The sequence below is a fragment of the Mesorhizobium sp. WSM4823 genome (genome assembly GCF_055811195.1).
Map to the genome: position 1 here is coordinate 1 of NZ_JBVVQL010000017.1, position 25,650 is coordinate 25,650.

Annotated in this window: 27 protein-coding genes and 3 pseudogenes; 14 read left to right on the forward strand and 16 right to left on the reverse strand. The window is 62.8% G+C overall.

Annotation, left to right across the window (positions count from 1 at the left end; translation table 11 throughout):
• Positions 1 to 157 precede the first annotated feature (157 nt).
• A complete protein-coding gene (locus AC0L26_RS28090; RefSeq protein ID WP_473635497.1) occupies positions 158 to 871 on the reverse strand; it encodes a GcrA cell cycle regulator in 714 nt (237 codons plus the stop codon).
• 73 nt (positions 872 to 944) lie between these two features.
• Entirely contained in the window at positions 945 to 1,247 is a 303-nt protein-coding gene (locus AC0L26_RS28095) for a hypothetical protein (RefSeq protein WP_473635498.1), read from the reverse strand.
• 83 nt (positions 1,248 to 1,330) lie between these two features.
• Here AC0L26_RS28095 and AC0L26_RS28100 point away from each other — a divergent pair, with 83 nt between their 5' ends.
• Positions 1,331 to 2,026, forward strand: coding sequence for an XRE family transcriptional regulator (locus AC0L26_RS28100; RefSeq protein ID WP_473635499.1), 696 nt, complete (start codon positions 1,331 to 1,333; stop codon positions 2,024 to 2,026).
• A gap of 55 nt (positions 2,027 to 2,081) precedes the next feature.
• Here AC0L26_RS28100 and AC0L26_RS28105 read toward each other — a convergent pair whose 3' ends face one another.
• Positions 2,082 to 2,384 carry a hypothetical protein gene (locus AC0L26_RS28105; RefSeq protein WP_473635500.1) on the reverse strand — a complete coding sequence of 101 codons (303 nt, stop codon included), beginning with the start codon at positions 2,382 to 2,384 and terminating at the stop codon, positions 2,082 to 2,084.
• A 208-nt stretch (positions 2,385 to 2,592) separates the two neighbouring features.
• Here AC0L26_RS28105 and AC0L26_RS28110 point away from each other — a divergent pair, with 208 nt between their 5' ends.
• The 3 genes from AC0L26_RS28110 (at position 2,593) to dinB (ending at position 5,145) form a co-directional block, all read left to right on the forward strand.
• On the forward strand, positions 2,593 to 2,961 hold the full coding sequence (locus AC0L26_RS28110) for a hypothetical protein (protein ID WP_473635502.1): 369 nt from the start codon (positions 2,593 to 2,595) through the stop codon (positions 2,959 to 2,961).
• 82 nt (positions 2,962 to 3,043) lie between these two features.
• On the forward strand, positions 3,044 to 3,502 hold the full coding sequence (locus AC0L26_RS28115) for a GNAT family N-acetyltransferase (protein ID WP_473635503.1): 459 nt from the start codon (positions 3,044 to 3,046) through the stop codon (positions 3,500 to 3,502).
• Positions 3,503 to 3,903: 401 nt separating this feature from the next.
• Entirely contained in the window at positions 3,904 to 5,145 is a 1,242-nt protein-coding gene (gene dinB, locus AC0L26_RS28120) for a DNA polymerase IV (protein WP_473635504.1), read from the forward strand.
• Positions 5,146 to 5,222: 77 nt separating this feature from the next.
• Here the strand turns inward: dinB and AC0L26_RS28125 are convergent, their stop codons facing one another.
• The 3 genes from AC0L26_RS28125 to AC0L26_RS28135 form a co-directional block, all read right to left on the reverse strand.
• Positions 5,223 to 6,743 (reverse strand): FAD-dependent oxidoreductase, encoded by a 1,521-nt coding sequence (locus AC0L26_RS28125; protein ID WP_473635505.1) that lies wholly within the window; start codon positions 6,741 to 6,743, stop codon positions 5,223 to 5,225.
• Between the two features lie 97 nt (positions 6,744 to 6,840).
• On the reverse strand, positions 6,841 to 7,734 hold the full coding sequence (locus AC0L26_RS28130; protein WP_473635506.1) for a DUF2182 domain-containing protein: 894 nt from the start codon (positions 7,732 to 7,734) through the stop codon (positions 6,841 to 6,843).
• 8 nt (positions 7,735 to 7,742) lie between these two features.
• On the reverse strand, positions 7,743 to 8,375 hold the full coding sequence (locus AC0L26_RS28135) for a DUF1326 domain-containing protein (protein WP_473635507.1): 633 nt from the start codon (positions 8,373 to 8,375) through the stop codon (positions 7,743 to 7,745).
• 525 nt (positions 8,376 to 8,900) lie between these two features.
• Between AC0L26_RS28135 and AC0L26_RS28140 the strand changes: the two genes are divergently transcribed.
• Both AC0L26_RS28140 and AC0L26_RS28145 read left to right on the forward strand, forming a co-directional pair.
• Positions 8,901 to 10,058 carry a sulfite oxidase gene (locus AC0L26_RS28140; protein ID WP_473635508.1) on the forward strand — a complete coding sequence of 386 codons (1,158 nt, stop codon included), beginning with the start codon at positions 8,901 to 8,903 and terminating at the stop codon, positions 10,056 to 10,058.
• Between the two features lie 307 nt (positions 10,059 to 10,365).
• Positions 10,366 to 12,561: an adenylate/guanylate cyclase domain-containing protein gene (locus tag AC0L26_RS28145; RefSeq protein ID WP_473635581.1), complete on the forward strand. Its 2,196-nt coding sequence runs from the start codon at positions 10,366 to 10,368 to the stop codon at positions 12,559 to 12,561.
• An 11-nt stretch (positions 12,562 to 12,572) separates the two neighbouring features.
• Here the strand turns inward: AC0L26_RS28145 and AC0L26_RS28150 are convergent, their stop codons facing one another.
• The 4 genes from AC0L26_RS28150 to AC0L26_RS28165 form a co-directional block, all read right to left on the reverse strand.
• Positions 12,573 to 13,091: a YHS domain-containing (seleno)protein gene (locus tag AC0L26_RS28150; RefSeq protein WP_473635509.1), complete on the reverse strand. Its 519-nt coding sequence runs from the start codon at positions 13,089 to 13,091 to the stop codon at positions 12,573 to 12,575.
• Positions 13,092 to 13,104: 13 nt separating this feature from the next.
• Positions 13,105 to 13,695: an ankyrin repeat domain-containing protein gene (locus tag AC0L26_RS28155; protein WP_473635582.1), complete on the reverse strand. Its 591-nt coding sequence runs from the start codon at positions 13,693 to 13,695 to the stop codon at positions 13,105 to 13,107.
• 114 nt (positions 13,696 to 13,809) lie between these two features.
• Complete coding sequence (locus AC0L26_RS28160; protein WP_473635510.1) at positions 13,810 to 14,322, reverse strand: OmpA family protein; 513 nt, start codon at positions 14,320 to 14,322, stop codon at positions 13,810 to 13,812.
• Positions 14,323 to 14,332: 10 nt separating this feature from the next.
• Positions 14,333 to 14,992: a L,D-transpeptidase gene (locus AC0L26_RS28165; RefSeq protein ID WP_473635511.1), complete on the reverse strand. Its 660-nt coding sequence runs from the start codon at positions 14,990 to 14,992 to the stop codon at positions 14,333 to 14,335.
• A gap of 270 nt (positions 14,993 to 15,262) precedes the next feature.
• On the opposite strand from AC0L26_RS28165, the gene AC0L26_RS28170 reads away from it, so the two are divergent.
• Positions 15,263 to 15,472: a hypothetical protein gene (locus AC0L26_RS28170; protein WP_473635512.1), complete on the forward strand. Its 210-nt coding sequence runs from the start codon at positions 15,263 to 15,265 to the stop codon at positions 15,470 to 15,472.
• A gap of 249 nt (positions 15,473 to 15,721) precedes the next feature.
• On the opposite strand, the gene AC0L26_RS28175 is transcribed toward AC0L26_RS28170, so the two are convergent.
• On the reverse strand, positions 15,722 to 16,312 hold the full coding sequence (locus tag AC0L26_RS28175) for a flavodoxin family protein (RefSeq protein WP_473635513.1): 591 nt from the start codon (positions 16,310 to 16,312) through the stop codon (positions 15,722 to 15,724).
• A pseudogene (locus tag AC0L26_RS28180) lies at positions 16,282 to 16,706 on the reverse strand (ATP-binding protein); the annotation flags it as partial. The pseudogene AC0L26_RS28180 and the gene AC0L26_RS28175, both read right to left, overlap by 31 nt.
• 186 nt (positions 16,707 to 16,892) lie before the next feature.
• Between AC0L26_RS28180 and AC0L26_RS28185 the strand changes: the two are divergent.
• Positions 16,893 to 18,612 (forward strand): annotated as a pseudogene (locus AC0L26_RS28185) (adenylate/guanylate cyclase domain-containing protein).
• Positions 18,613 to 18,941: 329 nt separating this feature from the next.
• Here the strand turns inward: AC0L26_RS28185 and AC0L26_RS28190 are convergent.
• Both AC0L26_RS28190 and AC0L26_RS28195 read right to left on the reverse strand, forming a co-directional pair.
• The gene (locus AC0L26_RS28190) at positions 18,942 to 19,832 is read right to left on the reverse strand and encodes a sigma-70 family RNA polymerase sigma factor (RefSeq protein ID WP_473635514.1); all 891 of its coding nucleotides are present in this window, start codon (positions 19,830 to 19,832) and stop codon (positions 18,942 to 18,944) included.
• A 10-nt stretch (positions 19,833 to 19,842) separates the two neighbouring features.
• Positions 19,843 to 20,154 (reverse strand): hypothetical protein, encoded by a 312-nt coding sequence (locus AC0L26_RS28195; RefSeq protein WP_473635515.1) that lies wholly within the window; start codon positions 20,152 to 20,154, stop codon positions 19,843 to 19,845.
• A 168-nt stretch (positions 20,155 to 20,322) separates the two neighbouring features.
• Here AC0L26_RS28195 and AC0L26_RS28200 point away from each other — a divergent pair, with 168 nt between their 5' ends.
• Positions 20,323 to 20,688: a VOC family protein gene (locus AC0L26_RS28200; protein WP_473635516.1), complete on the forward strand. Its 366-nt coding sequence runs from the start codon at positions 20,323 to 20,325 to the stop codon at positions 20,686 to 20,688.
• Positions 20,689 to 20,772: 84 nt separating this feature from the next.
• Here the strand turns inward: AC0L26_RS28200 and AC0L26_RS28205 are convergent, their stop codons facing one another.
• Positions 20,773 to 21,510: a cation efflux transmembrane domain-containing protein gene (locus AC0L26_RS28205; protein WP_473635517.1), complete on the reverse strand. Its 738-nt coding sequence runs from the start codon at positions 21,508 to 21,510 to the stop codon at positions 20,773 to 20,775.
• A 65-nt stretch (positions 21,511 to 21,575) separates the two neighbouring features.
• Here AC0L26_RS28205 and AC0L26_RS28210 point away from each other — a divergent pair, with 65 nt between their 5' ends.
• The gene (locus tag AC0L26_RS28210) at positions 21,576 to 22,001 is read left to right on the forward strand and encodes a MerR family transcriptional regulator (RefSeq protein ID WP_473635518.1); all 426 of its coding nucleotides are present in this window, start codon (positions 21,576 to 21,578) and stop codon (positions 21,999 to 22,001) included.
• A 106-nt stretch (positions 22,002 to 22,107) separates the two neighbouring features.
• Here AC0L26_RS28210 and AC0L26_RS28215 read toward each other — a convergent pair whose 3' ends face one another.
• Positions 22,108 to 22,812 (reverse strand): SDR family oxidoreductase, encoded by a 705-nt coding sequence (locus tag AC0L26_RS28215; protein WP_473635519.1) that lies wholly within the window; start codon positions 22,810 to 22,812, stop codon positions 22,108 to 22,110.
• Positions 22,813 to 22,939: 127 nt separating this feature from the next.
• Here AC0L26_RS28215 and AC0L26_RS28220 point away from each other — a divergent pair.
• The 4 genes and pseudogenes from AC0L26_RS28220 to AC0L26_RS28235 form a co-directional block, all read left to right on the forward strand.
• A pseudogene (locus AC0L26_RS28220) lies at positions 22,940 to 23,206 on the forward strand (LysR family transcriptional regulator); the annotation flags it as partial.
• 44 nt (positions 23,207 to 23,250) lie between these two features.
• The gene (locus AC0L26_RS28225; RefSeq protein ID WP_473635521.1) at positions 23,251 to 23,586 is read left to right on the forward strand and encodes a hypothetical protein; all 336 of its coding nucleotides are present in this window, start codon (positions 23,251 to 23,253) and stop codon (positions 23,584 to 23,586) included.
• A 93-nt stretch (positions 23,587 to 23,679) separates the two neighbouring features.
• Entirely contained in the window at positions 23,680 to 25,155 is a 1,476-nt protein-coding gene (locus tag AC0L26_RS28230; protein WP_473635522.1) for a multicopper oxidase family protein, read from the forward strand.
• Positions 25,156 to 25,180: 25 nt separating this feature from the next.
• The gene (locus AC0L26_RS28235; RefSeq protein WP_473635523.1) at positions 25,181 to 25,621 is read left to right on the forward strand and encodes a DUF411 domain-containing protein; all 441 of its coding nucleotides are present in this window, start codon (positions 25,181 to 25,183) and stop codon (positions 25,619 to 25,621) included.
• Positions 25,622 to 25,650: the final 29 nt, after the last annotated feature.

Here is a 25,650-nt window from a genome sequence, read left to right on the forward strand (position 1 = left end):
GCCCGCGCCCCCCCCCCGCCCCCCCCCGCCCCCCCCCCCCCGGCCGCCCCCGCCCCCCCCCCCCCCCCCCGCCCCCCCCCCCCCCCCCCCCCCCCCCACCTCTCCCCCACTGCGTGGGGGCGAGGAACCCAAGATTGCCGTCCGTTTGGCGATCAGTTCACCCCGCATCCGCCAGAGCCGTACGGCGTTGATCGCAGAAGCGCGCCGCGTGGTAGGCGCAGTAGCTTTTCAGCGGCCGCGTGCGCAGGCCGCAGCACAGCATGTCCAGTCCCGGCCGGCTGCCGGGCGCATCGTTTTCGGGGTCTTCCTCCAGCGTCAGATCGAGCGGCGCGCGGCAGCGGTTGAACAGGCAGTCGATGAAGCGCATGGCCGCGACATGCGGCTGGCGCCCGACGGCGGCAACGGGGCGCGGCACCGGCACTTTGAGCGGCTCGCTGTCAGGCCCGTGGATCTCATGCACGAACTGGCGCTGCGGCAGCCAGACAGGCGGCGCCAGCCTGGCCGGCGTGACATGCCTTGCAGGCCCGCTTTGCTTTACCGGCTTCGCTTGCCCGGGCAGCTTCGCTTGCCCAGGCAGCCCTGCTTGCCCCGGCAGCCCTGCTTGCCCCGGCGGCTTGGCCGGCCTGGCGGATCTGCTCGGGCTGACGAGCTTCGCCGGGTTTTTTCTGGGCCGGCCGCCGGACCTGCCCTGAGGATTGGCAAAGCCGATCGCGCGCAAGTCGGCGTTGCGGTGAACGACGCCGATGACCGCGTTGCGCGAGGCCGGGCCACCACGCAGTGCGCTCAGCCGGTCGGCGATCCTGGCGGCGGACAATCCGTCCTTTAGCCAGCGGGCGATGCTTTGCAATTCTGTGTCGGTATAGGCGGGCATGGTGTCGATCCATCGAAAGGTTGCGTAGATGCCGAAGCTGCGTCCCTCTCCCCGTTCACGGGGGAGAAGGAGATCACCCACCTCGGCCGAGCTTGGCCGCGGCCGCCTCGCGGGTGGCGCCGGAAACCGCCCTGCCCGCTTGCCGGTCGAAGACGATGACCGTGCCGTCCTCGGTGCGGATGCACGAAAGGCCCGCATGACACGCGCCGAAATTCGTGGCCGGAGCCGTGAGGGGAACGGCTCCGGCCGTTCCGGTCGCCGCCAATGTCGGCAGGACGACCGGATCCGAGGCGTGAGCCTCGGGCTTCGTCCCGGCCGGGGAGGAGGACAGCCGGGACGGATGGGAAAGCGAGATGAGGCGACATGGCTTGCGCATGGGCCGCATATAAGCATAACTCTAAAAATAATGCAAGCCCTTCTTTTATGGACGAAACCGATTCTTATGTTTCAGATGGCGCCATGGCGAAAACCGCATTGTCGATCAAAGTCGGGGCAGCGATCCGCAAGGCGCGCAAGCAGCGTGGCCTGGTGATGCGCCACATTGCCGAGCACAACGAAACCGATGTCGCCGCCGTCGGCAATTGGGAAACCGGCCGCAACCTGCCCAAGACCGAGAACCTTTTGAAGACCGCCGCCTTCCTGCGCGTCGACCCGGTGGCGCTCGGCAAGGGCGAGGTCGTCTTCCTCGACGACGCCGACAATGTCGCCGATGCGGAGATCGTCACCGACGCCGCCCCCCTGCCCGCCGGCCCGATGGACATCGAGCTTCTGGGTGCGGCGGTCGGCGGCGACGACGGCGACTTCACTTTCAACGGCGAGGTCGCCGGCTATGTCCAGCGCCCGCCCGGCATCGCCCATTTGCGCAAGGTGTTCGCGCTGCATGTACTCTCCGATTCGATGGTTCCGCGCTATGAGCCCGGCGAGATGCTCTATTGCGGCGGCCGCGACGCCGTGCCCGGCGACCACGTGGTGATCGAAATGTTTCCCGAGGAAAACGAGCGCAACGGCAAGGCGTTCATCAAAAAGCTGGTCAAGCGCACCGCCGCCGAGCTGGTCGTCGAGCAGTACAATCCGCCTAAGACGCTGACCTTCAACCGCTACGCGATCAAGGCCGTCTTCCGCGTCATCCCGCTCAAGGAATTGCTGGGATATTGAGGGGTGGCGGAGCGGGTGTTATCTCCCCCACAAAGGGGGAGATGTTGCTATTCCCTCAAGCCCGCCTGGATCTCTCCAGGGGAACCTCGCGCTCATTGAGCATCCGCGCCTCGGCACGGCGCTGCTGCTGCTCGTCGATGAACGCCGCCTGGATCGCGATCGCCGTGCCCGGCAACCCATCGGCGCGACAGGCCTTGCAAATGAGGCGCCCCGAAAGGGCTGCCAGCGGCGTCTGCGCGCTCACGCCGTAACGCCTGAGCTCAGCTGGCTTCCACCATCTATTGCGGCCGCAATCCATACACTCGACCGCGATCGAGACAACCTCGGCGATCGTCGCTTCCTTGCCCGGCAATGCCATCGCCCCTAGTGCCTCCGTTCCTGTTTTGTTCACATTCTTATGGGTTTTTCCCAAGGAGTCGAGTCGGTTCCGCTCAAACCGATGAAAAAGTTTAACTTGTATCAGTTTTTAAGTTATGCTTATATTCGATAGCGACGGATAATAGTGCCGCGGACGAACGGATGGGCCGAGTATCCGTCGCGGCCGCCGCCCAGCCAAGGAAACGAGCATGGACGCCCTCTCCGCTCAATTCGCCCGCGATTGCGGCTATACCGGCGACAGCCCGGCCATGCTGGCAGCCTTGGCGGCCATCCGTCTCGACGGCATAGGCAAGGCGCGGCTAGGGCATGGCCAGCGCAAGGCGATGGTCGACCGGTTGAAGCACGGCGAGGCCTTGTTCCTGGCAGCGATCCGCCCGGCGCAGTCGGCCGAGGAGGCGCTGGAGGACGCCGCCCGCTTCATCGCCTCTTATCGCAACATGCCGCGCTGGCGCCAGGAAAGACGCGGCGCCGATCTCGCCCGTGCCAGGCAGCAGCGGCTCCTGGCGCGCTTCTTCCGCCGTTTTGGTCACCGCCTCTGGGCACAGCAGGCGGCGTAAGCCGGCGGTAGCCGACGCCATCCGCCGCCAATGGCTGGACCGCACTTGCCGTCGCCGACGCCACGCCGTAAATCTCCCCTCGATGAGCGAGATTGAATTCCGTCGCGCGCAAGCGCCCGATCTGCCGGCGATTGTCGCACTGCTTGCCGACGATGCGCTCGGCGCCGGCCGTGAAGACCCGTCGACGCCGCTCACGCCGTCCTATCTCGAAGCCTTCAGCGCAATCGAAGCCGATCCCAACCAGCTGTTGGCCGTAGCTGTCGAAGCCGGGCAAGTGATCGCAACCCTGCAGCTCAGCTTCATCCCAGGCATTTCGAGGAAAGGCGCCTGGCGCGGCCAGATCGAAGGCGTTCGCGTCGCCCGCCACCGGCGGTCCGGCGGCGTCGGCAAGCAGATGATCGAATGGGCGATCGAAGCGTGCCGTTCGCGCAATTGCAGCTTTGTCCAGCTCACCACGGACAAGAGCCGAGGCAAGGCGCACGCTTTCTACGAGCGCCTCGGCTTCACTGCGAGCCATCTCGGCTACAAGATGGCGCTGTAGGGGGCACCTTGAACATTCCGGAGTAGGTGCCGTCGGCGAAGCATCCAATCTCCCCCCTTGCGGGGGAGATGCCCGGCAGGGCAGAGGGGGGTGCTGTCCCTCCGGCCTGTCAAACAATCGCAGCCACGCCCTCGGGCTGGTTTCCGGTTGGGAATGACTGTAGTCGACAGTTTGCGATCCTTCCCGCCCCCCTCTGTCCTGCCGGACATCTCCCCCGCAAGGGGGGAGATCGGCCGTCATCGCAGCTTTCGCCAACCAGCAACGCTGGAAGGCAGGCGGATTGGGGGCAGACCTGCCCTCCACAGTCCTTGACAATCCGCCCCATTTGTTCTCTTTATGTTCCACACGAAACCACCCTCAAAACAATGCGGCGTTCGAACCGCCGCGGGCGAACGGGCCGGATGGAAGCCAACATCCTCCACGCGGATCTGGACGCCTTCTATGCCTCGGTCGAACAGTTGCTCGACCCGGCCCTGCGCGGTAAGCCGATCGCCGTCGGCGGCGGCGTCGTGCTGGCCGCGTCCTATGAAGCCAAGGCTTTCGGCGTGCGTGGCGGCATGCCGGGGCGGCGCGCGCGCGAACTCTGCCCCGGCCTGATTTTCGTCGGCGGCCATTTCAAGGATTACCAGCGGCTGGGCGATGCGGCTATTCAGGTGCTCGGCGATTTCACGCCGCTCGTCGAGCGGATTTCCATCGACGAGGCCTTCGCCGACGTCACCGGCTGCACCCATCTGTTCGGCCCACCGGCCGAGATCGCCGGCACGATCCGCCGCCGCGTGCGGGCCGAGCTCGGCCTGCCGATCTCGGTCGGCGTGGCGCGCACCAAGCATCTGGCCAAGATCGCCTCGCAAGTGGCCAAGCCCGACGGGCTGATGGTCGTCGATCCCAGCCACGAGCTGGAATTCCTGCACGATCTGCCGGTCGAGCTGATGTGGGGCGTCGGCCCGGTGACCAGGGAGCGGCTGGCCGGCATCGGCGTCAACACCATCGGCGAGCTGGCGAAGACGCCGGGCTGGTCGCTGGAGCGCCTGCTCGGCCCGGCGGCGGGCGAAAAGTTCAACGCGCTGGCTTGGAACCGCGATCCGCGCAAGCTAGAGACGCAGCGCCGGGCGCGATCGGCCGGCGCGCAATCGGCGCTCGGCAGCAAGCCCGCCGAGGAACAAGTCTTCGTGCCGGCGCTGCTGCATCTGGCCGACAGGGTGGCCACCAGGCTGCGAGCGAAATCGCGACCCGGCCGCACGGTGACGGTCCGTGTCCGCTTTGCCGACCTGCGCTCGGTGACGCGCTCGATCACGCTCGACCAGCCGATTTCGGCAACCGCCATGCTGGCCGAGATCGCCGAGGCGCTGGTGCGCAAGGTGCTTGCCGATCATCCGCACGAAAAGACCATCTCGCTCTTGGCGATCGCCGTCTCGCATCTTGAGAAGCAATCGGCCCTGCAGCTGGAACTGCCGCTCGGCCTCAACGACGACAGGCGCCGTCCCGGCACCAGAAAGGGCGCGGCGCGCTGGACCGCCGACCGCGCCATCGACAAGATCCGCGACCGTTTCGGCTGGGAGGCGGTCGGTTATGCCTCGGTCGCGCTCGGACTGTCGCGGTCGGTTCCCGACGCATTTCGCGAGCTGGCGGAAAAGGAATTGTGAGGCGGCTTGGCCGGTGTAGGGAAGTAGGGGGTGTGGGGGAGTACGGAAATTGGCCTTTGCCTTACTGCCCTACTCCCCTACTCGAGCGAAGCCAACGGCGACACCGCAGGTCCGTTCAAAGCCGTGCCGTCGATAGCGAAATGCGAGCCATGGCAAGGGCAGTCCCAGCAGCGCTCGAGGGAGTTCCAGTGGACATGGCAGCCGACATGCGTGCATGCGGCCGAGCGCTTGTAAAGCGTGCCGTCGTCATCGCGAAACGCGGCGATTTTGCTGAGCCCTTCGCGAACGATGGCACCTTCTCCCGCTCGCAGTCTGTCGGCGGAATCAATTTCGCCAGGCGCGACATACTCGGCAAAACTCTTGATCGCAGTCGCATTCTCCGCCAGGTAGTCGCCGATCGCGCCTGCCGTCTTGCGCGACGGCTCGTAAAGCTCGCGCCAGGGGCTTTCCCCCTTCAGAATCAGGTCGGAGATCAACAGGCCGGCGACGACGCCATGGGTGATGCCCTGGCCGGAATCCCCAGTCGCCACAAAGACGCGGCTGTTGCCAGGATTGCGGCCGATGAACCCCGCATAATCGACGGTCTCCATCACCTGCCCGGACCACCGGTTCGTTTCCACGCCGATATCGGGCGCCAGCCTTCTGGTCCAGGCTGCCAGGGCCGCGAAGCGGTCGCCGGCATCGTCGGCCTGCCCTGTTTTGTGGTCTTCACCTCCGACGATCAGGAAGTCGGTACGGCCTTCGCCAGGCTGAAGCCGAACGTAGTGATAAGGGTCCTCAGTGTCCCAATACAGCGCATCCGGTAGGGTATCGCGCGCGATCTCGAACGACATCGCGTAGGTCCGATAGGGCGCTTGCTTGGTATGGAGGGCGACCCGGTCGTTGATCGGCGAGTTGGTGGCGACAACGGCCGATTTGGCAGACACGGTAAAGCCCGAAGCCGTGGTTACGCGCACGCCGCCGTCAGTCTCCTCGACCTTTTCAACGATGGTATCGGCATAAAGCGCGCCGCCGCGCGCGCGGATGGCTGCGACCAGCCCGCGGAGATATTTGAGCGGGTGGAAGGTCGCCTGATTGGCGTATCGAAGGGCCTGTGCATCTGAAAAGCCCGCAAACGGCACGCCCCTGATCTTCTCGACGTCGACCCCGATTTTCAGAGCCGCGTCCAGCTCGCGCTTGATATCGGATGCCTGCCTGCCGGAAGCCGGAAAGAGAAAGCCATAGAGGCGCCGGAAATCGCACGCGATACTCTCCGTCTCCTGGATTGACTGGATACGGTCGATAGCAGCCGATTGGCTTTGATAAAAAATCCGCGCCAGGTCCTCACCGCGCAGTTTGATCAGTTCCGAAAAATAGTCATCGCAGACGGATGACAGGTGCGCAGTGGTGCGAGCCGTCATGCCGCTGCCGATCCGGCCGCGATCGACGACAGCTACCTTTTGTCCGGCGGCGGCCAGTTCGTACACGACCGACAGTCCGGCAATTCCAGACCCGACGACGACGACATCGACCTGTTCGCTCCGCCCGAGCGGGACCGCATCGGGCGCTACTTCGGTCGGCGCCCAGAGCGATACGGTCCTTTCGTCGCTCACATTCATCGGCGGAACCTCCCATCCCCCAACATTCGGGTAAACGAATACGAGGTTTCAAAGTTCCTCCACGCGTTTGAGAGCCCGCATAGGCGGCCCCTGGTCGTCAGACCAAAAGCGTTGCGCTGCCCCAGGCGATCAGGGCGATGCCGGCTGCGCGGCCGACCCACTGGCCGGCAGGAAACACTTTTTCAGCCAGCACCAGAATGGCGAGCGCGGCAACCCACACCAGGTTCATTACGCCACCCACGAACAACAACGCCATCAGCGTCCAGCAGCATCCGACACAGAACGCCCCGTGCAGGGCGCCCAAACGCAGCGCGCCAAACGTGTGGGGGCGCCAGTGTCGGGCAAGGAACGCCGTCGGCGTCCGGCAATGCGACAGGCAGGCATTCTTGAGCGGCGAGAGCTGATACAGGCCCGCGGCGATCAGGACGATGCCTGAAAGCCAGCGGCTCTGCGAACTCATCATCGCTGCGGAAACGAATGCCTCGCGTTCGAGCAGCCAGTGCAGTGCGGCTGCCGCGACGGAGAACCCCAGCCAGACCAGGAGATAGCCTGCCATGAATACACCGGTGGGCGCGAGCTTGTCCTGGATCTGACCCTGTGCGAGCGCATGGCGATGCACGCGCGCATAGAGCAGGATAGTCGGCGCCGCACTCGGGGACATCATGGCGACCATCATGACCCACCACATCGCAATCATCAGCGCCCAGATCGCGGCCCCCCAGACCCGCGGTTCCGTAGCCATGGCCATACCGCTCATGTCCATGCCAGACATATCCATGCCGGACATATCCATGCCAGACATATCGGAGGCCGCGTCGGCGGTTTGCTGGTGGGGGAATAGCGCGAGCCTCGACATCTCCCACGCATTCATGCCGAGCCCTGCCCCGGCGACGATATAAAGCCAGGCCAGCAGGCACAGCGCCACCACGCCCGCAATCGTGATGACGCGGTCGCGCCTAAGCAGGCGTTCCAGTGCCGACGCCCCGTCCATGCGGCGCGTCAGGCTCGTACCACCCCGTGATTGTTGAGATGCAGCCGCGCGAACTGGCCGTAACTGTCCTTCGTGTTCACCTGAACCGGCCCGCTGGTCGTGCTCGAGGCACTACCGATCTCGGCGACCGCATATTCGAAGCCGTCCGGCAACACGATCTGAGCGCGCGACTCCGCGCCCGTCACCTTGTTGCGGATCGGCTCGCCGACGGTTTCGATGTAGTCCTTGACGAAGATGCGGCCCCTGCGGCCGTCGATGTCGAGGTCGAGATCGATCTTGGTGAAAACTGGATCATTCATTTTTGTCACGGTTGACGCGTATACGGCGAACATCGTCGCGAACGGGTCAGTGTCCTGGCCGGTCATGATGCGCAGCAGCGCGTCACGCTGCCGGTCGGTTGCATTCTCGTCGACGAAAGCGATGCATTCGCCATTGCCTTCGTGGACCGCGCCAGGCCATTTGAAGATCGCAGCGATCCGCAGGCCGTCGAGAGCGGTTTCGCCATGATGGCCTTCATCGATCTGGATGCCGGCCACCGCATGGCAATGGCCCTTGTCGGGCAGCGCATTGAATTGACAGCCACAGCCATATTCGCAAGTGCAATTGACGAGTTCGCGTCCCCTGATCTCCCAAGATGTCATGCTGTCCCCCTGATCTCGAAATATTAGATCACCATCATACACCTGCGCCGGCTGCGCCGCCATCCTGTGGCGCCAAGGTTGATCGCGACAAGACGGCAGGCCAACGCGGTTTCTTGCCGAACTTGGGTGAACATCCGCCCTGGAGATGGCCAGGCCGATACCGGAACGGCAGTGATTGGGTCGGAACGGGCCTTTCCGACCGCGCCCCGAAGGTTCCGGAAGTGCTCAGAAACGGGCGTTCGGTAGCGATCCGAGCAACAACGATTTGGCAGAAAATCGGTCTGGAATGCTGCAATCATCATCATGTCCCGCCCAGGTTGTGGACACTTCCAAAGGCGCACTCTTTGCGCACGAAACGCGAGCTAGTGTTTCGCCAATGCTTCACATGCTTGACTTGCGTCGGTGATTGCCTGACCTATCCGGATACTTCCGGGTGGGCAGACCTCACATTGTGTCGCTATCCGTGATCAGGCTACGGCCTAAAGCACGCTGCAGCCCGTTCCGGATCAACCGGGAGGTAACAACATGCCTGATTTTCAGCGCAGAGAACTTCTTGTTCAAGGAAGCGCGGCTCTTGCCGCAATTGCCGCTCTCTATACCTCGCGTCGGGCTTACGCATCTCCAACACAGCCGAGCGAGGAAGTCATTCCGTGGCTGGATCAGCCGACCGAAAATCCTGACCCGGTAGGTATCCAGACGCAGCTCGTCTGGGAGGATTTGGATAGTTGGATAACGCCAAACGACAAGTTCTTCAGCATCTCGCATTTCAACCGACCAACGATCGACGAGAAGACGTGGTCCGTGGAGATCGGCGGCCTGGTCAAGAAGCCCTTGAAATTGACACCCGCCGACGTCAAGGCGCGGCCGCGGCAGGAGGTCGTTTTCACCGTGGAATGCTCGGGCAATCACGGATTTCCCTTTTTCACCGGCGGCATCGGCAATGCCCGCTGGGCAGGGACGCCGCTCGCCCCGATCCTCGAGGAGGCCGGCGTTATGGAGGGCGGCATCGAGGTCGTCTTTTTCGGTACTGACACAGGCGAGGTCGCGATACGCGACGTCAAGATGCGGCAGAACTTCGCGCGCAGCATGTCGCTCGCCGACGCGATGAACCCCGACAATCTCCTCTGCTATGAAATGAACGGAGCCGCCTTGCCGGCGCCCAATGGTTTTCCGCTGCGGCTCATTGCGCCGGGCTGGTACGGGATCGCCAACGTCAAATGGCTGGAGCGCATCGAGGTTCGCGACACCCGCTTCATGAGCCTTCTGATGGCCCGTGACTATGTCACCATCCGGGAGGAAGACCACAACGGCGAGACCGTATGGGTCGAGACTTCGGTCGGGCGAGCGCTGATAAAGTCCGCGCCTGCGAAGGCTACCCGGAAAGGTTCGGACTACCGCGTCCTTGGGGCAGCCTGGGGGGCGCCGATCGACCGGGTCGAAGTGCAAATCGATCAAGGGCCTTGGGCACCAGCGACCATCGACCACAGTGAGGAGGCCGAGCACGCCTGGAAGATCTGGTCCCTGGATTGGGCAAATCCCGCCCCTGGAGAACACACGGTGACCTCGCGCGCGGTCAGCACCACGGGACAAATTCAACCGGCAATGGACGATCCCTTGATTGCCAAGAAACACACATACTGGGAAAGCAATGGCCACGTGACGCGCCGCGTGCGTGTCGACTAATAACTTGCTGCCATGTGGCAATTGCGTTTGGATCTGCCTGATCCGGAAGCTTGCGGAGAGGGCTGGCGCGCCTATCAAAAGGGCTGCGGCGGGCACACCGCCGGGCGACTTTGACCACGGCTTCGATTCCCTTCTTCTTCGACACCAATTACGACGCGCTTCTGCTGCCGAGCTGCAGCGGCGAAAATCGGCGGCCATCCTCTAGTTATAGCCATAACACGGTCTCGCATACTCGCGTCCGGAGCAGGACTAGAATAGGGTGAAAGGCAAAGCCGCTACGACCGACCAGGGAAGGCGCACGGCACGTATGGACCGACGGCTTACGGCAATACTTGCTGCCGACGTGGTTGGCTACAGCCGCCTCATGGGCGAGGACGAGGTAGGCACGCTCGAGGGACTGAAGAGCTGCCGTCGCGAACTGATCGACCCGGAGATCAAGAAACACCACGGCCGCATAATCAAGCTTATGGGCGACGGCGCGCTCGTCGAACTCGCCAGCGTTGTCGATGCCGTCCAGTGTGCTGCTGTGATCCAGCGCCGGATGGCCGACCGCAACAAGGGTATCGCCGAAGCCCGGCAGCTCCGGTTTCGCATCGGCGTCAATCTCGGCGACGTCATCGTCGAGGGCGACGACATCTATGGAGATGGCGTGAATATCGCGGCGCGCCTGGAAGCGATGGCCGAGCCAGGCGGTGTTTGTATCTCCGGTACGGCGTTCGATCACGCGGTGCACAAAGTGGATGTCGGCTTTGCGGATCTCGGAAGGCAGCGCCTCAAGAATATCGCCGATCCGGTTCGCGCCTATCGGGTTCTGCTCGATCCCGGAGACGCGGGGAAGATCTTAGCGGCGCCACGCCGGCCAGGTTCGCCCATCATGATTTTGGCAGGAGTAGCAGCGCTGCTCATCGTCTTGCTTGCAGGCATTTTTGCATGGCAATGGCAAAAGCTCTCCGCGCTCGAAAAGCCATCCATTGCAGTACTGCCGTTTACGAATCTGAGCGGCGATCCTGGCCAGGACTATTTTGCCGACGGCATCACCGAAGATTTGATCACCGACCTTGCGAAGCTTTCCGGGCTCGATGTGATCGCCCGTAACTCCGTCTTTGCTTACAAAGGAAAACCCCTCGTTTTGGCAGATGTTGGGCGTGACCTCGGCGTGCAATTTGTCGTTGACGGCAGCGTGAGGCGGACCGGCGATCAAATCCGCCTCAACGCGCAGCTCATCGATATCGCTACTGGCGACAATCTATGGGCTAATCGGTTCAATCGCGGCATCGCGGACGTGTTTGCAGTCCAGGACGAGATGAGCCGGGAAATCGCCAAGGCGCTCGGCGTCCAAGCTTCGGCAGCCGAGAGCGAGCGAATGGCACGCCCGCCGACTGCAAATCTCGAAGCCTATGATACCTACCTGCGTGCGGAGCGGGAGGCGCGCACCGGTCGAGGCGACGGATTGCGCGAGGCGCTTGCGCTGTATGAGAAGGCGCAGAAGCTCGACCCCACCTTCGCCGAGGCCTTCGCCGCCGACGCACGGCTGAGTGTCTATCTCTGGCGCACTGCCTCCGATGATATCATTCAGGGCGCGCTTGCGCGAAAGAGAGCATATGAGAAGGCAAGCCGTGCTTTGGAGCTCGATTCGAAGTTTTCATCGCCCTACGCCGTTCTCGGAATTATGCAGGTCATGGATCGCCGCTATGAAGATGCGATCACCTCGGCGGAGCGTGCTGTCGCATTAGGCTCCGGAGACGCTGCGACGCAAATTGCCGTTAGTTATATCCAGCTGTTCGCCGGCAATCATAACAAAGCGGCATTAGCCGTCGAGACGGCATTGAAGCTTGATCCCAATCTGGCTCCGATAGACCGGGAGGTTGTCGGGGTTGTCTTGCTTTTGCTCGGGGACACCAGGAAAGCCGTTGAGACTCTCGAGCGCGCTCGCGACGATGCTCCAGAGGCGGGCAGCCTTAGGATTCTGCTCGCAGCGGCCTATGCCCGCGCCGGCCGCTCAGAGGACGCCAAAGCGGCGATTGCGGACGGCCTCCGGCTGGTGGCGAGGACCGAATCCTTGGCTCGACTGCGGTCGTTGGACGCGTTTAGGAATCAGTACGCCCATCTTCGCAACGCTGAAGATTTGGCGTCGATCATCGACGCCCTACGCCAGGCAGGACTGCCAGAATGGCCGTTCGGCTTCACCGCTGATGAACAGCACCGGTTGAACGGCGCGGAAATCGCATCTCTTGTTGTTGGCAAGACCTTGAAAGGCAACCTCGAACCCGACGGGCTTCCAGCCATTATGCAGATAGAACAGGACGGCACCGCAGTCTTCCGCACGATGACACGGATGCTCACCGAGAGGGTCTACGTCGATCGCGACCTCTTATGTGAGCAGAGCGAAAATATGTTTGGGCGCCCCATCTGTGGTCCCGTCTACAGACGCAGGGACGCTGCCGGCAACGGGTATTCTTATGTCAATGCAAGTATGGTGTTTCACTTCGTGACAGTGAATTGAGCTCGCAAGTCTCAGGGGTTATTGATCAAGTTCCAATCCGGCTCATCAGCCGCCAACTTTGCTTCGACGACCGGCCATTTAGCATCGCCCTTCGCAACAAGATCATCGGCATTGTCCGCAAAAGCCGCCGCGTTCCCTTCGTCGTAGATCAGGTAGAGCTTGCCATCGATGATCTTGAACGCTTCCGGGTCGACATTGACGGTGACGGATTCATGGAGTGCGACCTCGCCCGCGCAATACCCACCATATTGAGGAGCGTATTTGGCCGGCTCGCTCATGAACATTTCCTTGTGTTCCTTGCTGGCGAAATGCCACGGCGTGCCAAGCCACTCATAGGAAAAATCTTCGGAACCCTTCACGGCCTTGCCATCGGTGAAATATGCGACCGTGTCGTAGCCCATGATCGCCACGCCGCCGAAGTAGCCGGTATTCACCGAGTCGGCGAAGGCAGAGCCTGCACCGGCCATCAAGGTGAGCGCACATACGACTGCCGACGCCGAATTGCGAACCAGTCTGATCGATATGTTCATCTGCGTTCTCCGTTCAATCGTGGATAGCTTCGCACTTCGCAGCGTTCGCTTCGCCAAGGACTTTCGCTTGGCACATCGCGCCATGCCGTTTGAATAATTTTATGATGTCGGTATTGCCCTTCCAGAACGCGCGGGTGGTCGGCCAGTAGCCGTGAGCTTCGGGATGGTTCACATCCGCGCCTTTGCCGATAAGGAACTCTGCGACTTCAACGTGGTTTTCCTCACCCGCTACTATCAACGGCGTGACCCCAGACTTGTTGGCCGAGTCTTCCAGCACCGCCCCCTTCTCGAGCAACAGCTTGGCGATTGGGAGGCTTCCGGAAAAGGCAGCCGCATGGAGAGGGGTAAACCCACCGGAATTGCGTGCCATGACATCGGCGCCCTTGCTCAGCAGGAATTCCGCAATGGGAAGCTGATCGTCGAGAGCAGCAGCGATGAGGAGCGTTGCCTGGTCGCGTGCCCGGCTGTCGACGTCGGCACCGCCTGCCAAGGCTTGCTCCACGGCACTCTTGTCGCCGGCAGCGATGGAGTCGAACAACAGCTCACCTGCGACTACCCTTGTAGCCGCAAATACCAGCATAGTAAGTGCCAGCAGTCCGCGCATCATGTAGAATAGCATATTAGCTTCGAGTCATACAAGCTGCATTGGGCTCATCGGGGCAGATGCCGCCGTCGGGTGTGAGACTCTGCTTCGGGTCACAAGCAGAACAGCAGCCCCCTACGGCTCGTCCCTCACATCGCGCAGATTAGACACAACGCGGCGGTTCTGCGACCTGCAGGCGGTGTCGGGGCACTCGCGGACGAGCCTGTCCTTGCCGTAGCCCTTGGCCCACATGCGGTTGCGGTCTATGCCGCCGGCGGCGAGGTAGTCCATCACCGCATCGGCGCGCTGCTGCGACAGCGCCGTTTCACTTGCGCCGGGATCGTCGGCGAAACCCTGCAGCTTGAGCAGCCAGCGCGGATGCTTTGCTAACCAGGCGATCTGGGTGTCGAGGGTGGCCTTGGCGACAGAATCGAGCGCGGCCGAACCTTGCGTGAAATAGGTGCGGCGGCCGACATTGAGGATAAAGTCCTCCTCGCTGCCCGGCTGCACGTTCTGGAAGCCGGCAATCTCGGCGTTGGTGACGTCGGGCGTGGAAGGGGCCAGCGTGTTGCTAGTCGAGCAGGATGCGACCAGCACCAGCAGGCCGGCGGCGAGCAGCCGGCGCGTGTTTTCAATCATGCAGTTCATGATGCGCCAATCATTCAACAGTGGTGGAAGCGGGCGCCTGGTCGGCGATGTGCGGCAGGACCTCAACCGCGGTGCCGATCGGGCAGCGCTGGTAGAGGTCGATGATGTCTTCCGGGAACATGCGGATGCAGCCGCTGGAAGCGTCGGTGCCGATGCTCCATGGCTCCAGCGTGCCATGCAGGCGGTAGCCGGTGTCGGCGCCGTTGCGGTGCAGATAGAGCGCGCGCGGCCCTAGCGGATTGTTGGACGCGCCGCCTGCGACCATGTGCGGTAGGTCCGGCCTGCGCTTACGCATTTCGGGGGGCGGGACCCATTGCGGCCACAGCGCGCGGCGGTCGATCGTCGCGCGGCCGTACCATTTGAAGCCGTCCTTGCCGACGCCGACGCCGTAGCGGATGGCGGTCTTGTTTTCCATGATGACGTAGAGGAAGTGGTGGCGGGTATCGACCACGACGGTGCCGACCGGCTCGCTGCTGAAATACTTGACGATCTGGCGATGCCATCTCTTGTCGATCTTGGCGAAATTGGTCTTGCGATAGACAAAATTGTTGTCGCTGGCGGTACCGGCGAAAAAGGATTTTGCCGCCGCGGCTCGAGCAATATTGCTGGTTGCACCCACCGCGACCAGCGCCAGGCCGCCGAGCACGACACCCCTGCGTGATAAAACCATCGGCAATATCCCCCTATGCCAAAAGCCTGGCGGACCATAGTTGAGAATTACTTCGCCTCAAAGGGGAAAATGCTGCGTTGCTTCAGTCCGCCGTGTCCGGACGTTCATCATTGCCGAGTGCGGACGGGTCGGCCAGGTGATTGGCAGATTGCTCGACTAGCGTGGATACAGGTGGGTTGCAGTCGACCTCGACGCCCAAAAATGTAGAGCGGTCCCGGAAAGAACGTCTACCGGTCTTTTTCGGCAACGTTGCGCGAGGATTCGGTCCGCGTGATCAACGGAACGACAGGCGATTTCGAACCGCAGAAGAAACGGGTGCTCGTCATCGTCGTGCCGAGCGAGAAGCGCCACCGGCTCCGTTTCGACCGTGAAGAAAAAGGGGCCGTTCGTGGGATACGACAACGGCGCCGCGTGATCATCGGCGAGGCGCTCGAACTCGATCGGCCCGGCCCACCATTCGTCGGCACCCGGGGCGAGTAATTCCGCCGGTGACACCCGTTTACTTCCCTGCCTGCCGTACACTCCGAACGAACGTGCGGTATCGGGCTGGGAAGATAGTTGCTCCACCGCCGATTGAATACCCGCGCCGAGCACGAGGAGCTCTTGCGATTTCAGGACGCAAAGCGGTAACCGGCCGAGACTCAGGTGTTCCGAAAGTCGGGTGGGAAGATTGGTCATGTTTGGGCCCCTCGTGTCTCACCACGCGAGGAGGCAAGAGATGTGCCGGTATCACCTGCTCCCGACCCACTGCCGGATCTCGTCAGCCAATTGCTCGAGAACGCCCATCGTCCCGGCGGGGAGCGGGTCCGGAAACCGTTGCTCGGGATACGCGAGCGTTCCCCCCAGATGGACCGGCTGGGCGCAGGGCATCTCGTGCTGTTCGAAAAACTTGATCATGTTATCCGCGCATAGGCGCACACTCGGATCGTCCGCGGGATCGGTGGCGCCGTTGACGATGACCGCTCCGAGTTTTCCTTTGAGCTGTTGTTCGTCGCGCCACAGGGGATCCGATCTGTCGAGCAAGACGACGCCCAGGGCCGGCGGCATTCCGAAGCAGGTGGGAGTAGCCATCAGAATCACGTCCGACTCTTTCATGAGTGACAGAACACGATCGATCCCGTCGCCGTGGTATCCGAACGTTTGATAACACTGCTCGCACCCGAGACAGTCGATACGCTCATCGGCCAGACGCACCTGTTCCACGACCTTCACCCGCCGATCTCTCTCGAGCGAACGAAGAACCTCGCCGAGCATCCGCGCTGAGTTACTGGACGCGCGTGGGCTGCAGTCTATTCCAATGATGGTCGTCGCTTTGTCCATGTGAGTATCCCTAGTAAGGCGCGACAGTTCGATACCGAATGGCACGGGGCGAAGTTTTGAGTATCCTCACCGATGGCTTCAAAGTAGACGATACCCGCTTTTACCTTTGAATTTTCCGGATCACAATATTGCCCCCCTAAGGTCGGTGAACTGATCCGATCGAGGAGCGCGGTGGTCATCTTGGCGTCACCGAAGACCAGGGCCATTCCCCGAAGGTCAGGTTGGTGACGATGACCGAGGTCTGCTCGTAGAGGCGGCTGACCAGGTGGAATAGCAGTTGGCCACCGGACTGGGCGAATGGCAGATAGCCAAGTTCATCGAGCACGACGAAGTCTTTGCGCCCGAAATAATCGGCCATGCGTCCCTGCCGGCCGGCTCGGGTTTCGGCCTCGAGCAAACAAGCAGCGGGATGGGGTCGGACGCGCGTCAGTGGCCTGTGGCAGGAGAGCTGGGGCGTCGCGCGAGCCATAGTCTCAAGAGGCGTGATTTGTGGTATCATAGGCTGGTAAGACCGGAGGCGCCGGTCCTGCCTGCCTCTGGCCTGCGGCTTGCGAGTCGTGAATCTTTACTGAGGCTCAACATGGAGCGGAAGCTCGCTGCCATCCTTGCCATCGATGTTGTCGGGTACTCGGCGCTCATGGAGGCGGATGAAGCGGGCACCTTCGACCGGCTGAAACGTGGCCGCAAAGAGCTGTTCGAGCCGGAAATCGCGACGCGACACGGGCGAATCTTCAAGCTGATGGGAGACGGCCTGCTGGCGGAATTCGGCAGCGTGGTGGATGCGGTCGAATGCGCGGTCACGCTTCAGCGCGGCATGGCGGAGCGCAACGCGAGCGTCGCCGAAGACCAGCGCTTCGAAGTCCGGATCGGAATCAACCTTGGAGAAGTGATCGTCGAAGGGGACGATCGCTATGGCGAGGGCGTGAACGTGGCGTCGCGTCTCCAACAACTCGCCGAGCCCGGTGGCATCTGCGTTTCGGAGAAGGTGTCCAAGGAGGTCAGGCAGAAGCTGGCGTTTGCGTTCGAGCCCATGGGCGAGCAGCGGGTGAAGAATATAGCCGAGCCGATATACTGCTATCGCGTGAACCTGCACGTTCCGAGAGCCGCTCCGGTCGGCCGACTGGCATCACTCGAATTGCCCGACAAGCCCTCGATCGCCGTCTTGCCTTTCACCAACATGAGCAACGATCCGGAGCAGGAAACCTTTGTCGACGGCTTGACCGAAGACCTGATCACCGACCTGTCCCGCTCAGCCGGCCTCTTCGTCATCGCGCGCAACTCAACCTTTGCTTACAAGGGGCGGTCGGTCGATGTGCGTATGACCGCGCGTGACCTTGGGGTGCGCTATGTGGTTGAAGGCAGCGCCCGGCGCGCCGCGGCGCGCGTGCGCATCAATGCGCAGCTGATCGACGCGATCGGCGGCGATCATATCTGGGCCGAGCGCTACGACAGCAGCCTCGAGGACATCTTTGCAGTGCAGGACGAGGTCACGGCCAAGATCGTTGAAGCCCTTGTCGGCCGATTGGCCGGACAGCCGGCGCGCAAACGGCCGACGAGTCTCGAAGCCTATGACCTTTGCGTGCGAGCTCGCGGCGTCAGTTTTCAGACCGGGCTAGGCGCGCGGGAAGCGCGCATGCTCCTGGAAAAGGCGATCGGACTCGATCCCGACTATGCCGAGGCACATAGCTTGCTGGCCCTCAATCTTTGGCTCGGCTGGCTGTTCTGGAACGAGCCAAAGGAAACCAACCAGCCGCGCGCGCTCGCGGAAGCGCAGCGGGCAGTGGCGCTCGATCCTAACGATGCCGGGAACCGCTGGGGGCTGGGCATCATACTTGGTCACGAACGGCGCTTCCCTGAATCGGATGCCGAGTTCGAGGCGACCTTCAAGCTCGACCCCAATCATGCCGATGCCTGGGCGATGCGCTCGGATCTCATCACCTTAAGGGGCGACGCGGTCAAGGGCATCGAATTCGTGAAGCGGGCGTTGCGGCTCAATCCGCACCCTCCAGGGTGGTACTATTGGATGGCGGGCCAAGCCTATTATGCGCTCGGCGACTATCAATCTGCGGTCGATGCCTTACGCAAGCCGGAAACCTACCGCACCACGTCGCGACGCATCCTAGCGGCAGCTCTCGCGCAGCTCGGGCGCCTTGACGAAGCCCGCCAGGAGGCGGAATTCTTCCTGATGAGCGATCCCTATTTCAGCCATCAGGCACTGGGCAACATCGCAGCCATTCGACGACGAAGAAGTGCTCCAGCGCTTCGTCGAAGGTTACCGCAAGGCTGGCCTTCCCGACTAAGGAGCGCATCGCTTTGGATCGCGGGCTGCTCTGGCCGTCTTTTGGCTGTGAGGCAATGCCCGTGGGTTCCATCGTTGATGGCGTGCGAGTACGACGTTGGTGATGGATCCTGCAATGTGCGCTTTCGAGAAAAGCAGTTTTCGTGACCGACATGCGGCGCAAAGCGGTCATTCAAAGCTCCACCAGGGAAGTCGCCTCCGGGTCACGGCGGAAAGTTCCACCCGCGACCGCAGGCTGTGCCAGATGCCAGCTCGATAAATAGGGCAGCCGGCGGCGCAACCTTGGCCACGTCGCTTTCGTACGCCATCTCCCGCTATTCCAACCTCCCCTCACCCCTCCATCGCCTTGATCTCCGCGTCGACCAGGCACCAAGACGCGTAGCGGAAGTCGCGGATCCGGACGATCTGCTCATCCCGCCATTCGACCAGCATGAAGCCGCGCACGGCGCCGCCCGGCTCGCCGGGGTTGCGAATCAGGATTGCCGGCCGGCCGTCGACGAAGCCCAGCGACAGCGCCCAGTCGGTTACGCGGTCGTAATTGCCGAAATAGGTCGACACTTCGGCCTTGCCGCGCAGGCGGAGGCGGTTGACGACTTCGAGCTGGATATCCTCGGCGATCAGCGCCCTGACCGCGTCGAAGTCACGCGCGTTGAACAGGTCGACGTAACGGCGCAGCCGCCGTTCGTCATCGGCGTCGAGCCTGGGCGTGGCGACCTGCTCCGGCTCCGCTGCCAGCAGGCGCAGTTGCGCCCGCCCGCGATGCAGCGCCGCCTTGGTCGCGGCCAGCGTCGCGCCGGTCACCTCGCAGGTCTCGTGCAGGGAAAGGCCAAGCACGTCGACCAGGATCACGGCGCCGCGCTGCGCCACCGAAAGCTGCATGAAGCTACGCAGGCCGGCCGCCGTGGCGACCCGCGCGTCGGCATTGCCGGAGGGATCCTCGATCCTGGTCATGTCGGTCTCGGCCATGCGCGACCTTTCCCGGTGGCGCCGGCGCAGATAGTCCTGAGCAGCATTATGGGCGATGCGAAACAGCCATTGCTCGGGCCGTTCAACCGTCATGCTGCCATCGACCGCCTGCAGCGCCTTCACCAGCGTGTCTTGCACGATGTCCTCGCCGTCGATCACCGAGCCGGCCATGCGGGCGCAGTAGCGGTGCAGCCTCGGGCGGAGCTCGGAGAGCATCGCCTCCAGCGCCGGCCGGTCGAGTTTCCGTGGGATCATGGCGTCCATTCTATCCGGCTTTACCGTCCTCAAGCACATGATAGTTGCCGATGATCTTGGCAGGCGATCGCTTGACGGGGGTGGAGCGTCGTTCCGCATGGTTTTGCGTGAACGCCTCGAAGGCCGCAAGCCCGGTCAGCGCGGATGTGTCATTTTCCTCGCCGACGACATGGATGAATTCGCCGTCGTCGAGTTCGAGCACGAGATAGCGCACGCTCCGCGGCGCCGTCTCATCCAGCGCTTCGAACACCTTTGCCACCAGCGCGCGGTTCTCTTCCAGCCCGGTGTCTTTCACGCTGTAGCGAATGAGTTTGTAGCCCATGGTCGTCTCCTGAATGATTGACCTGAGCAGAAGACGTTTCGCGTTCCCGAAAAGATTCTCGGCACGCCCGAAAAGATTCTCGGCACGCTATGAATCTTTTCGGCCGCCCGGATCGTCTTCCACCTGTGGGCGGCCGCGCGGCAGCCATCAACGAGAGGAGAAACGACCATGCACATCCAGTTTGCCGAACTGCCCGTGTTCGACCAGGACCGCGCCAAGGCGTTTTACACCAGGCATCTCGCCTGCCAGGTCGCCGCCGACGAGAAGATGGGCGATAGCGGCTGGCGCTGGATCGAGCTGACATTTCCCGGCGCCGTCACCAACCTGCATTTCGTCAGGCGCGCCAACGATACGCCGGGCGCTGACCCAGTGCTGGTGCTGGTCGACGAGAATGTCGAGGCCACGATCGCCGCTTTGAAGGCGGGCGGCGTCGAGATCATCACCGAACCGCAGGAAGCGCCTTGGCAGCCAGGCCGCACGGTGGCGGAATTTCGCGACAGCGAGGGCAATCGCATGGTGATCGGCAGCCAGTGAACGCGGCCGGCCACTGGGCGGACAACTAGATTCTGACGCGGCCATTTGAACGGGCGGAGAAAGTAGTGAGCGGACGATGGCCTGTCATTCTGCAGCAACCTGACCAGAGCGCTGTCCTTCGTGATACTCGCTCCACGCCTGTCGCAGGATTTGCACTGAAGACGTAAGGAAAATGCCTGCCATCAGCGCCGCCACCGCCAGATCGGGCCATGCCGTCGATGTGCCCCAGACACCCAGTGCCGCTGCCATAACCACAACGTTTCCGATCGCATCATTGCGGGAGCAAAGCCAGACCGATCGCACATTCGCGTCGCCGTCCTTGTAGGGTCGGAGCAGGAGCACGGAACCAAGGTTTGCCGCCAGCGCAAGAAAGCCGATCGCACCCATTACTTCAGCACTCGGAAGTCCAAGGACAAGTGTCTGATAGACGGTCGAACCAAAGACCCAGATAGCCATAACGGAGAGCGACAGGCCCTTTAACAGCGCAGCCGTCGCTCGGGTGCGCAGGCTTGCCCCGATCACGGCGAGGCTCAACCCGTAGGTGACGGTATCAGCGAAAAAATCTAAGGCATCCGCCTTCAGCGCCTGCGAGCCGGCAAGCTGACCAGCCACCATCTCCGTCAGGAACATCGCCCCATTGATGCCGATGACTGTCCAGAGCATGCGCTTGTAGCGCGGGTCCATACCGTCAAAGATTGGCACGCCCCCAGAGCAGCAAGCCTCCTCAACCCCGTGGCGAGCGGCCGTCATGCTCGCTGGAAAGACCAACGGCGTCGGGGCGCAGGATGCGTTCGTTTCGTGATTGCAGCAATGGTCAGCCATGCGGTGTCTCCTTTTGCGCAGGCACCGTAGTCCCTATAGTGACTAGAGGTTCAAGAGGCTTTTTCATGGATTTTTCGATTGGCGAACTCGCGCGACGCACCGAAGTGAAGGTGCCGACCATACGCTACTATGAACAGATCGGCCTGTTGCCGCCGCCGCCTCGCACCGAGGGGCAGCAAAGGCGCTATGACAGAAACGCCGCGGCGCGACTTGGCTTCATCAAGCATGCGCGTGAACTTGGCTTCGATATCGAGGCAATCCGCGCGCTTCTTTCGCTGCAGGACAACCCAGATCAGTCTTGCAGCGTTGCCGACAGGATCGCAAAAGCACGCCTTGCTGAAGTCGAGGAACGCATTGCCAGCCTCAATGCTCTACGAGCGGAATTGCAGCGGATGGTCGAGGAATGCGCCTCTGGCCGAGTGGCTGAATGCCGCGTTATCGAAACCTTGGCCGACAGTAGTCACGGGCATGGTCGCCTAGTTGAAACCTGATTGAGTGCATGTCCGCAAAGGGTCGAATTCCGGCCGGTGGATACGGGCCGCTTGTAGCGTCATTTTGCCCCTGCCGTAATGCCCCAGCCAGGGCGGCGAGGTGGCGTCAGATCGCACGGATGATGCCACCGTCGACGCGAATGTTCTGACCGGTAATGTATCCGGCCCCTTCGGAAGCGAGGAAGGCAATCGTCGCGGCGATTTCATCGCTGGTGCCATAACGCTGCATCGGCACGCTGTCGCGGCGCTCCTCGGTGGCGGGAAGGCTGTCGATCCAGCCGGGAAGGACGTTGTTCATGCGAACGTTGTCGGCGGCGTATGTGTTGGCGAAGATCTTGGTGTAGGCGGCAAGCCCCGCCCGGAACACGGCCGAGGTCGGGAACATCGGGCTCGGTTCGACAATCCACGCCGTCGAGATGTTGATGATGGCGCCGGCTTTTTGCTTGACCATGTGCGGCGCGACGATGCGCGTCGGCCGGATGACGTTCATCAGGTAGATGTCGAGGCCGGTGTGCCATTGGTCGTCGGTGATTTCGAGGATCGGCGCACGTGGCCCATGACCTCCGCTATTGACCAGGACATCGATGCGGCCCCAGCGATCGAGCGTGAGATCCGCAAGACGTTGCAGATCGTCGTTCGACTGGTTGGAGCCGGTCACGCCAAGCCCGCCTAGCTCCGTGGCCAACGCCTCGCCCTTACCGGATGAGGACAGGATGGCGACCTTGAAGCCATCCCCCGCCAGGCGCTTTGCAGCCGCAGCGCCCATGCCGCTGCCACCGGCAACGACTACAGCTACTTTTTCTACACTCATCGTATCTTCCTTCTCGGGTGACAGGAATCTGAACGCGATGTCTTCGAGGCTGAAGGAGTGATATAACCGGTATTCCCGGCTGGTTCGAACCAGAAAGTCTGAAATCAACCTGTAGAAAAACTCCTGGATGCCCGAAGCCTTCTATAGCTTGCCGGCGCTCAATGCGCTTCGCGCCTTCGAAGCGTCCGCGCGCCATCTCAACTTCCGCATCGCAGCCGAAGAGCTGAACGTGACGCAGGGTGCTGTGGCGCAGCACATCCGCGGGCTGGAGGCCGACCTGGGGGTAAAGCTATTCGAGCGGCTGCCGCGCGGCCTCGCGCTCACGAGTGAGGGTCGCGCCTATGTGCCGAACATTCGCCGTGCCTTTGCGGCGGTCATGGCTCACCTGCGACCATCCGAATCTGGACACGGTGCAGAGGCAGGACTACTGTCTGCCCAATGAGCAAGCTCGCCCGCATCTGTGCCGTAGTCTTCCTCGCGACCTTCGCCGCGGGCACGGCGGCGCACGCCGCGGCTTTGACCGACATGTCCCTGAAGATGTCGATGGCAAAGATGGACGGCGGTATGCCTGATTGCAAGGACTGTCCCGGCGATGACGGTCAGACGTCGGCGTGCGACCAGTTCTGTGTGACCTCGCTCGCTGCGATCTGCACGCCTGCCGCGGCCGAGCTTCCGCATGTCGCGGGCATCGCGTCTTTGCCCCCCGCGCAACCGTCGGACGGCCGCACGGGGCCACCTGAACCCTATCCTCCCCGAACCACCTTCCTGAGCTGACGCGGCCCGGCGGCATCCGCTCCCGGCCGCCCGTCGACGCGCCCGGCTTCGTCCGGCGCGTTACATTGAGCCTATTTCAGGATGGTTGAATCCATGTCCGATTTCCGCGTGCCGGCGCTGACGCGCCGAGCTTTCCTCGCATCGGCCGCCGCTGTCTCGGTGGGCGCGATGCCTCCACTGCAACCGAGTGCCCATGCCATAGGCATTCGGGAATTCCGGCTCCGTGCGGCACCGGGCCGCACCCAGATCGCGCCCGAGCCGCATGGCGATACCGCCGTCTGGTGCTACGACGGCCGGCTACCCGGCCCGGAAATCCGCGTCCGCCAGGGAGAGCGCCTACGGATCGCGGTTGGGAACGCTCTCGGCGAAGAGACGACCGTGCACTGGCACGGCGTGCGAGTCCCGAACGCCATGGACGGCGTGCCGCACCTCACGCAGGCGCCGATCGCGCCCGGCGAGATCTTTGCCTACGAGTTCGATGCCGTCGACGCAGGCACCTTCTGGTACCATCCGCACCATCGCAGTTTCGAGCAGGTCGGCCGAGGCCTTTACGGCGCGCTGATCGTGGAGGAAGCCGATCCTGTCCGGGTCGATCGCGAAGTCACATGGGTGCTGTCCGACTGGCGGCTGACCAAGACCGTCGAGATGCGGGAAGACTTCGGCAACCGTCACGACATGATGCACAACGGCCGGGTCGGCAACACGGTGACGGTCAATGGCGGCGCGCCGGACGCTTTCCCGGTCAGGAAGGGAGAACGAATCCGCCTGCGCCTCATAAACGCCGCCAACGCCCGCATCTTCGGGCTCGACTTCGGGAGCCACGAACCCGTCGTCATTGCGCTGGACGGGCAGCCCGTCGAGCCGCATGCGCCGGAGGGCGGGCTGATCGTGCTGGGACCCGCGATGCGCGCCGACCTCATCCTCGACATGAGGGCTGACGCCGGAAGCCGGGTTTCCGTGATCGACCGCTTCTACGAAGGCCTTGAATACCGTCTGGTCGATCTCGCCTACCACGATCAGCCGCTCCGAGACACGGCTCCCGACTGGCCTGTTGCCCTGCCACCGAACCCGCTGCCGGAGCCGGACCTCGTGTCAGCTGCCCGCCACGAGGTGACGTTCAACGGAGGGATGATGGGAGCCATGGTCATGCAGGAGATGGGCGGCAGCATGGGCGACACGCGCGAGCATTCCTCCGGCGCCGTGGGCAGCATGGGCGGTTCAATGAACATGATGCACTCGAGCGGCATCTGGTTCGTCAACGGCGTCACGGCGGAAGGCCATGTCATGGACCCCATGCTGAAGCTGGCGCACAACCGCAGCCATGTCATCGCGATGACCAACGCGACGGCATGGCATCATCCGATCCACCTGCACGGCCATTCCTTCCGGGTGATCTCCCGCAACGGCAAGCCGACGCGCCACCGCGAGTGGCAGGACACGGTGCTCATGTCGCCACGCGAGCGGGTGGAGATCGCATTCGTTGCCGACAATCCGGGCAACTGGATGCTCCATTGCCACATACTCGAACACCAGGCCGCCGGGATGATGGGCGTCTTCCGCGTCGCCTGACCAATCCCTCAAAAGGAGAACCGAAATGCGTACTATCCTGAATGCCGTCGCCCTCGCTTCCTTCGTCTGGGCTGCCGTCCCGGCGCTCGCGGGCGAGAAGGACGTCACCCTCTACAAGAACCCGCAGTGCGGCTGCTGCGAAGGCTATGCCGAGTACCTGCGGGAGAACGGCTTCGACGTCACCGTCAAGGCGACGCACGACCTGGCGGAAATGAGCCGCGAGGCTGGCATCTCCGACGAGTTCCAGGGTTGCCACCTGTCGTTCGTGGACGGCTACGCCGTCAGCGGCCACGTCCCCGTCGGCACGGTCGAGAAGCTACTCACGGAGCGGCCCGACATCAAGGGCGTCACGCTGCCCGGCATGCCAATGGGCTCGCCGGGAATGAGCGGCGCCAAGGAAGCGCCGTTCGAGATGCTGGAGATCACCAAGTCTGGCAGCGTGGGCGGCGTATACACCCGGGAATAGGCCTGCAACGAGACGCGGATAGGAGCTGA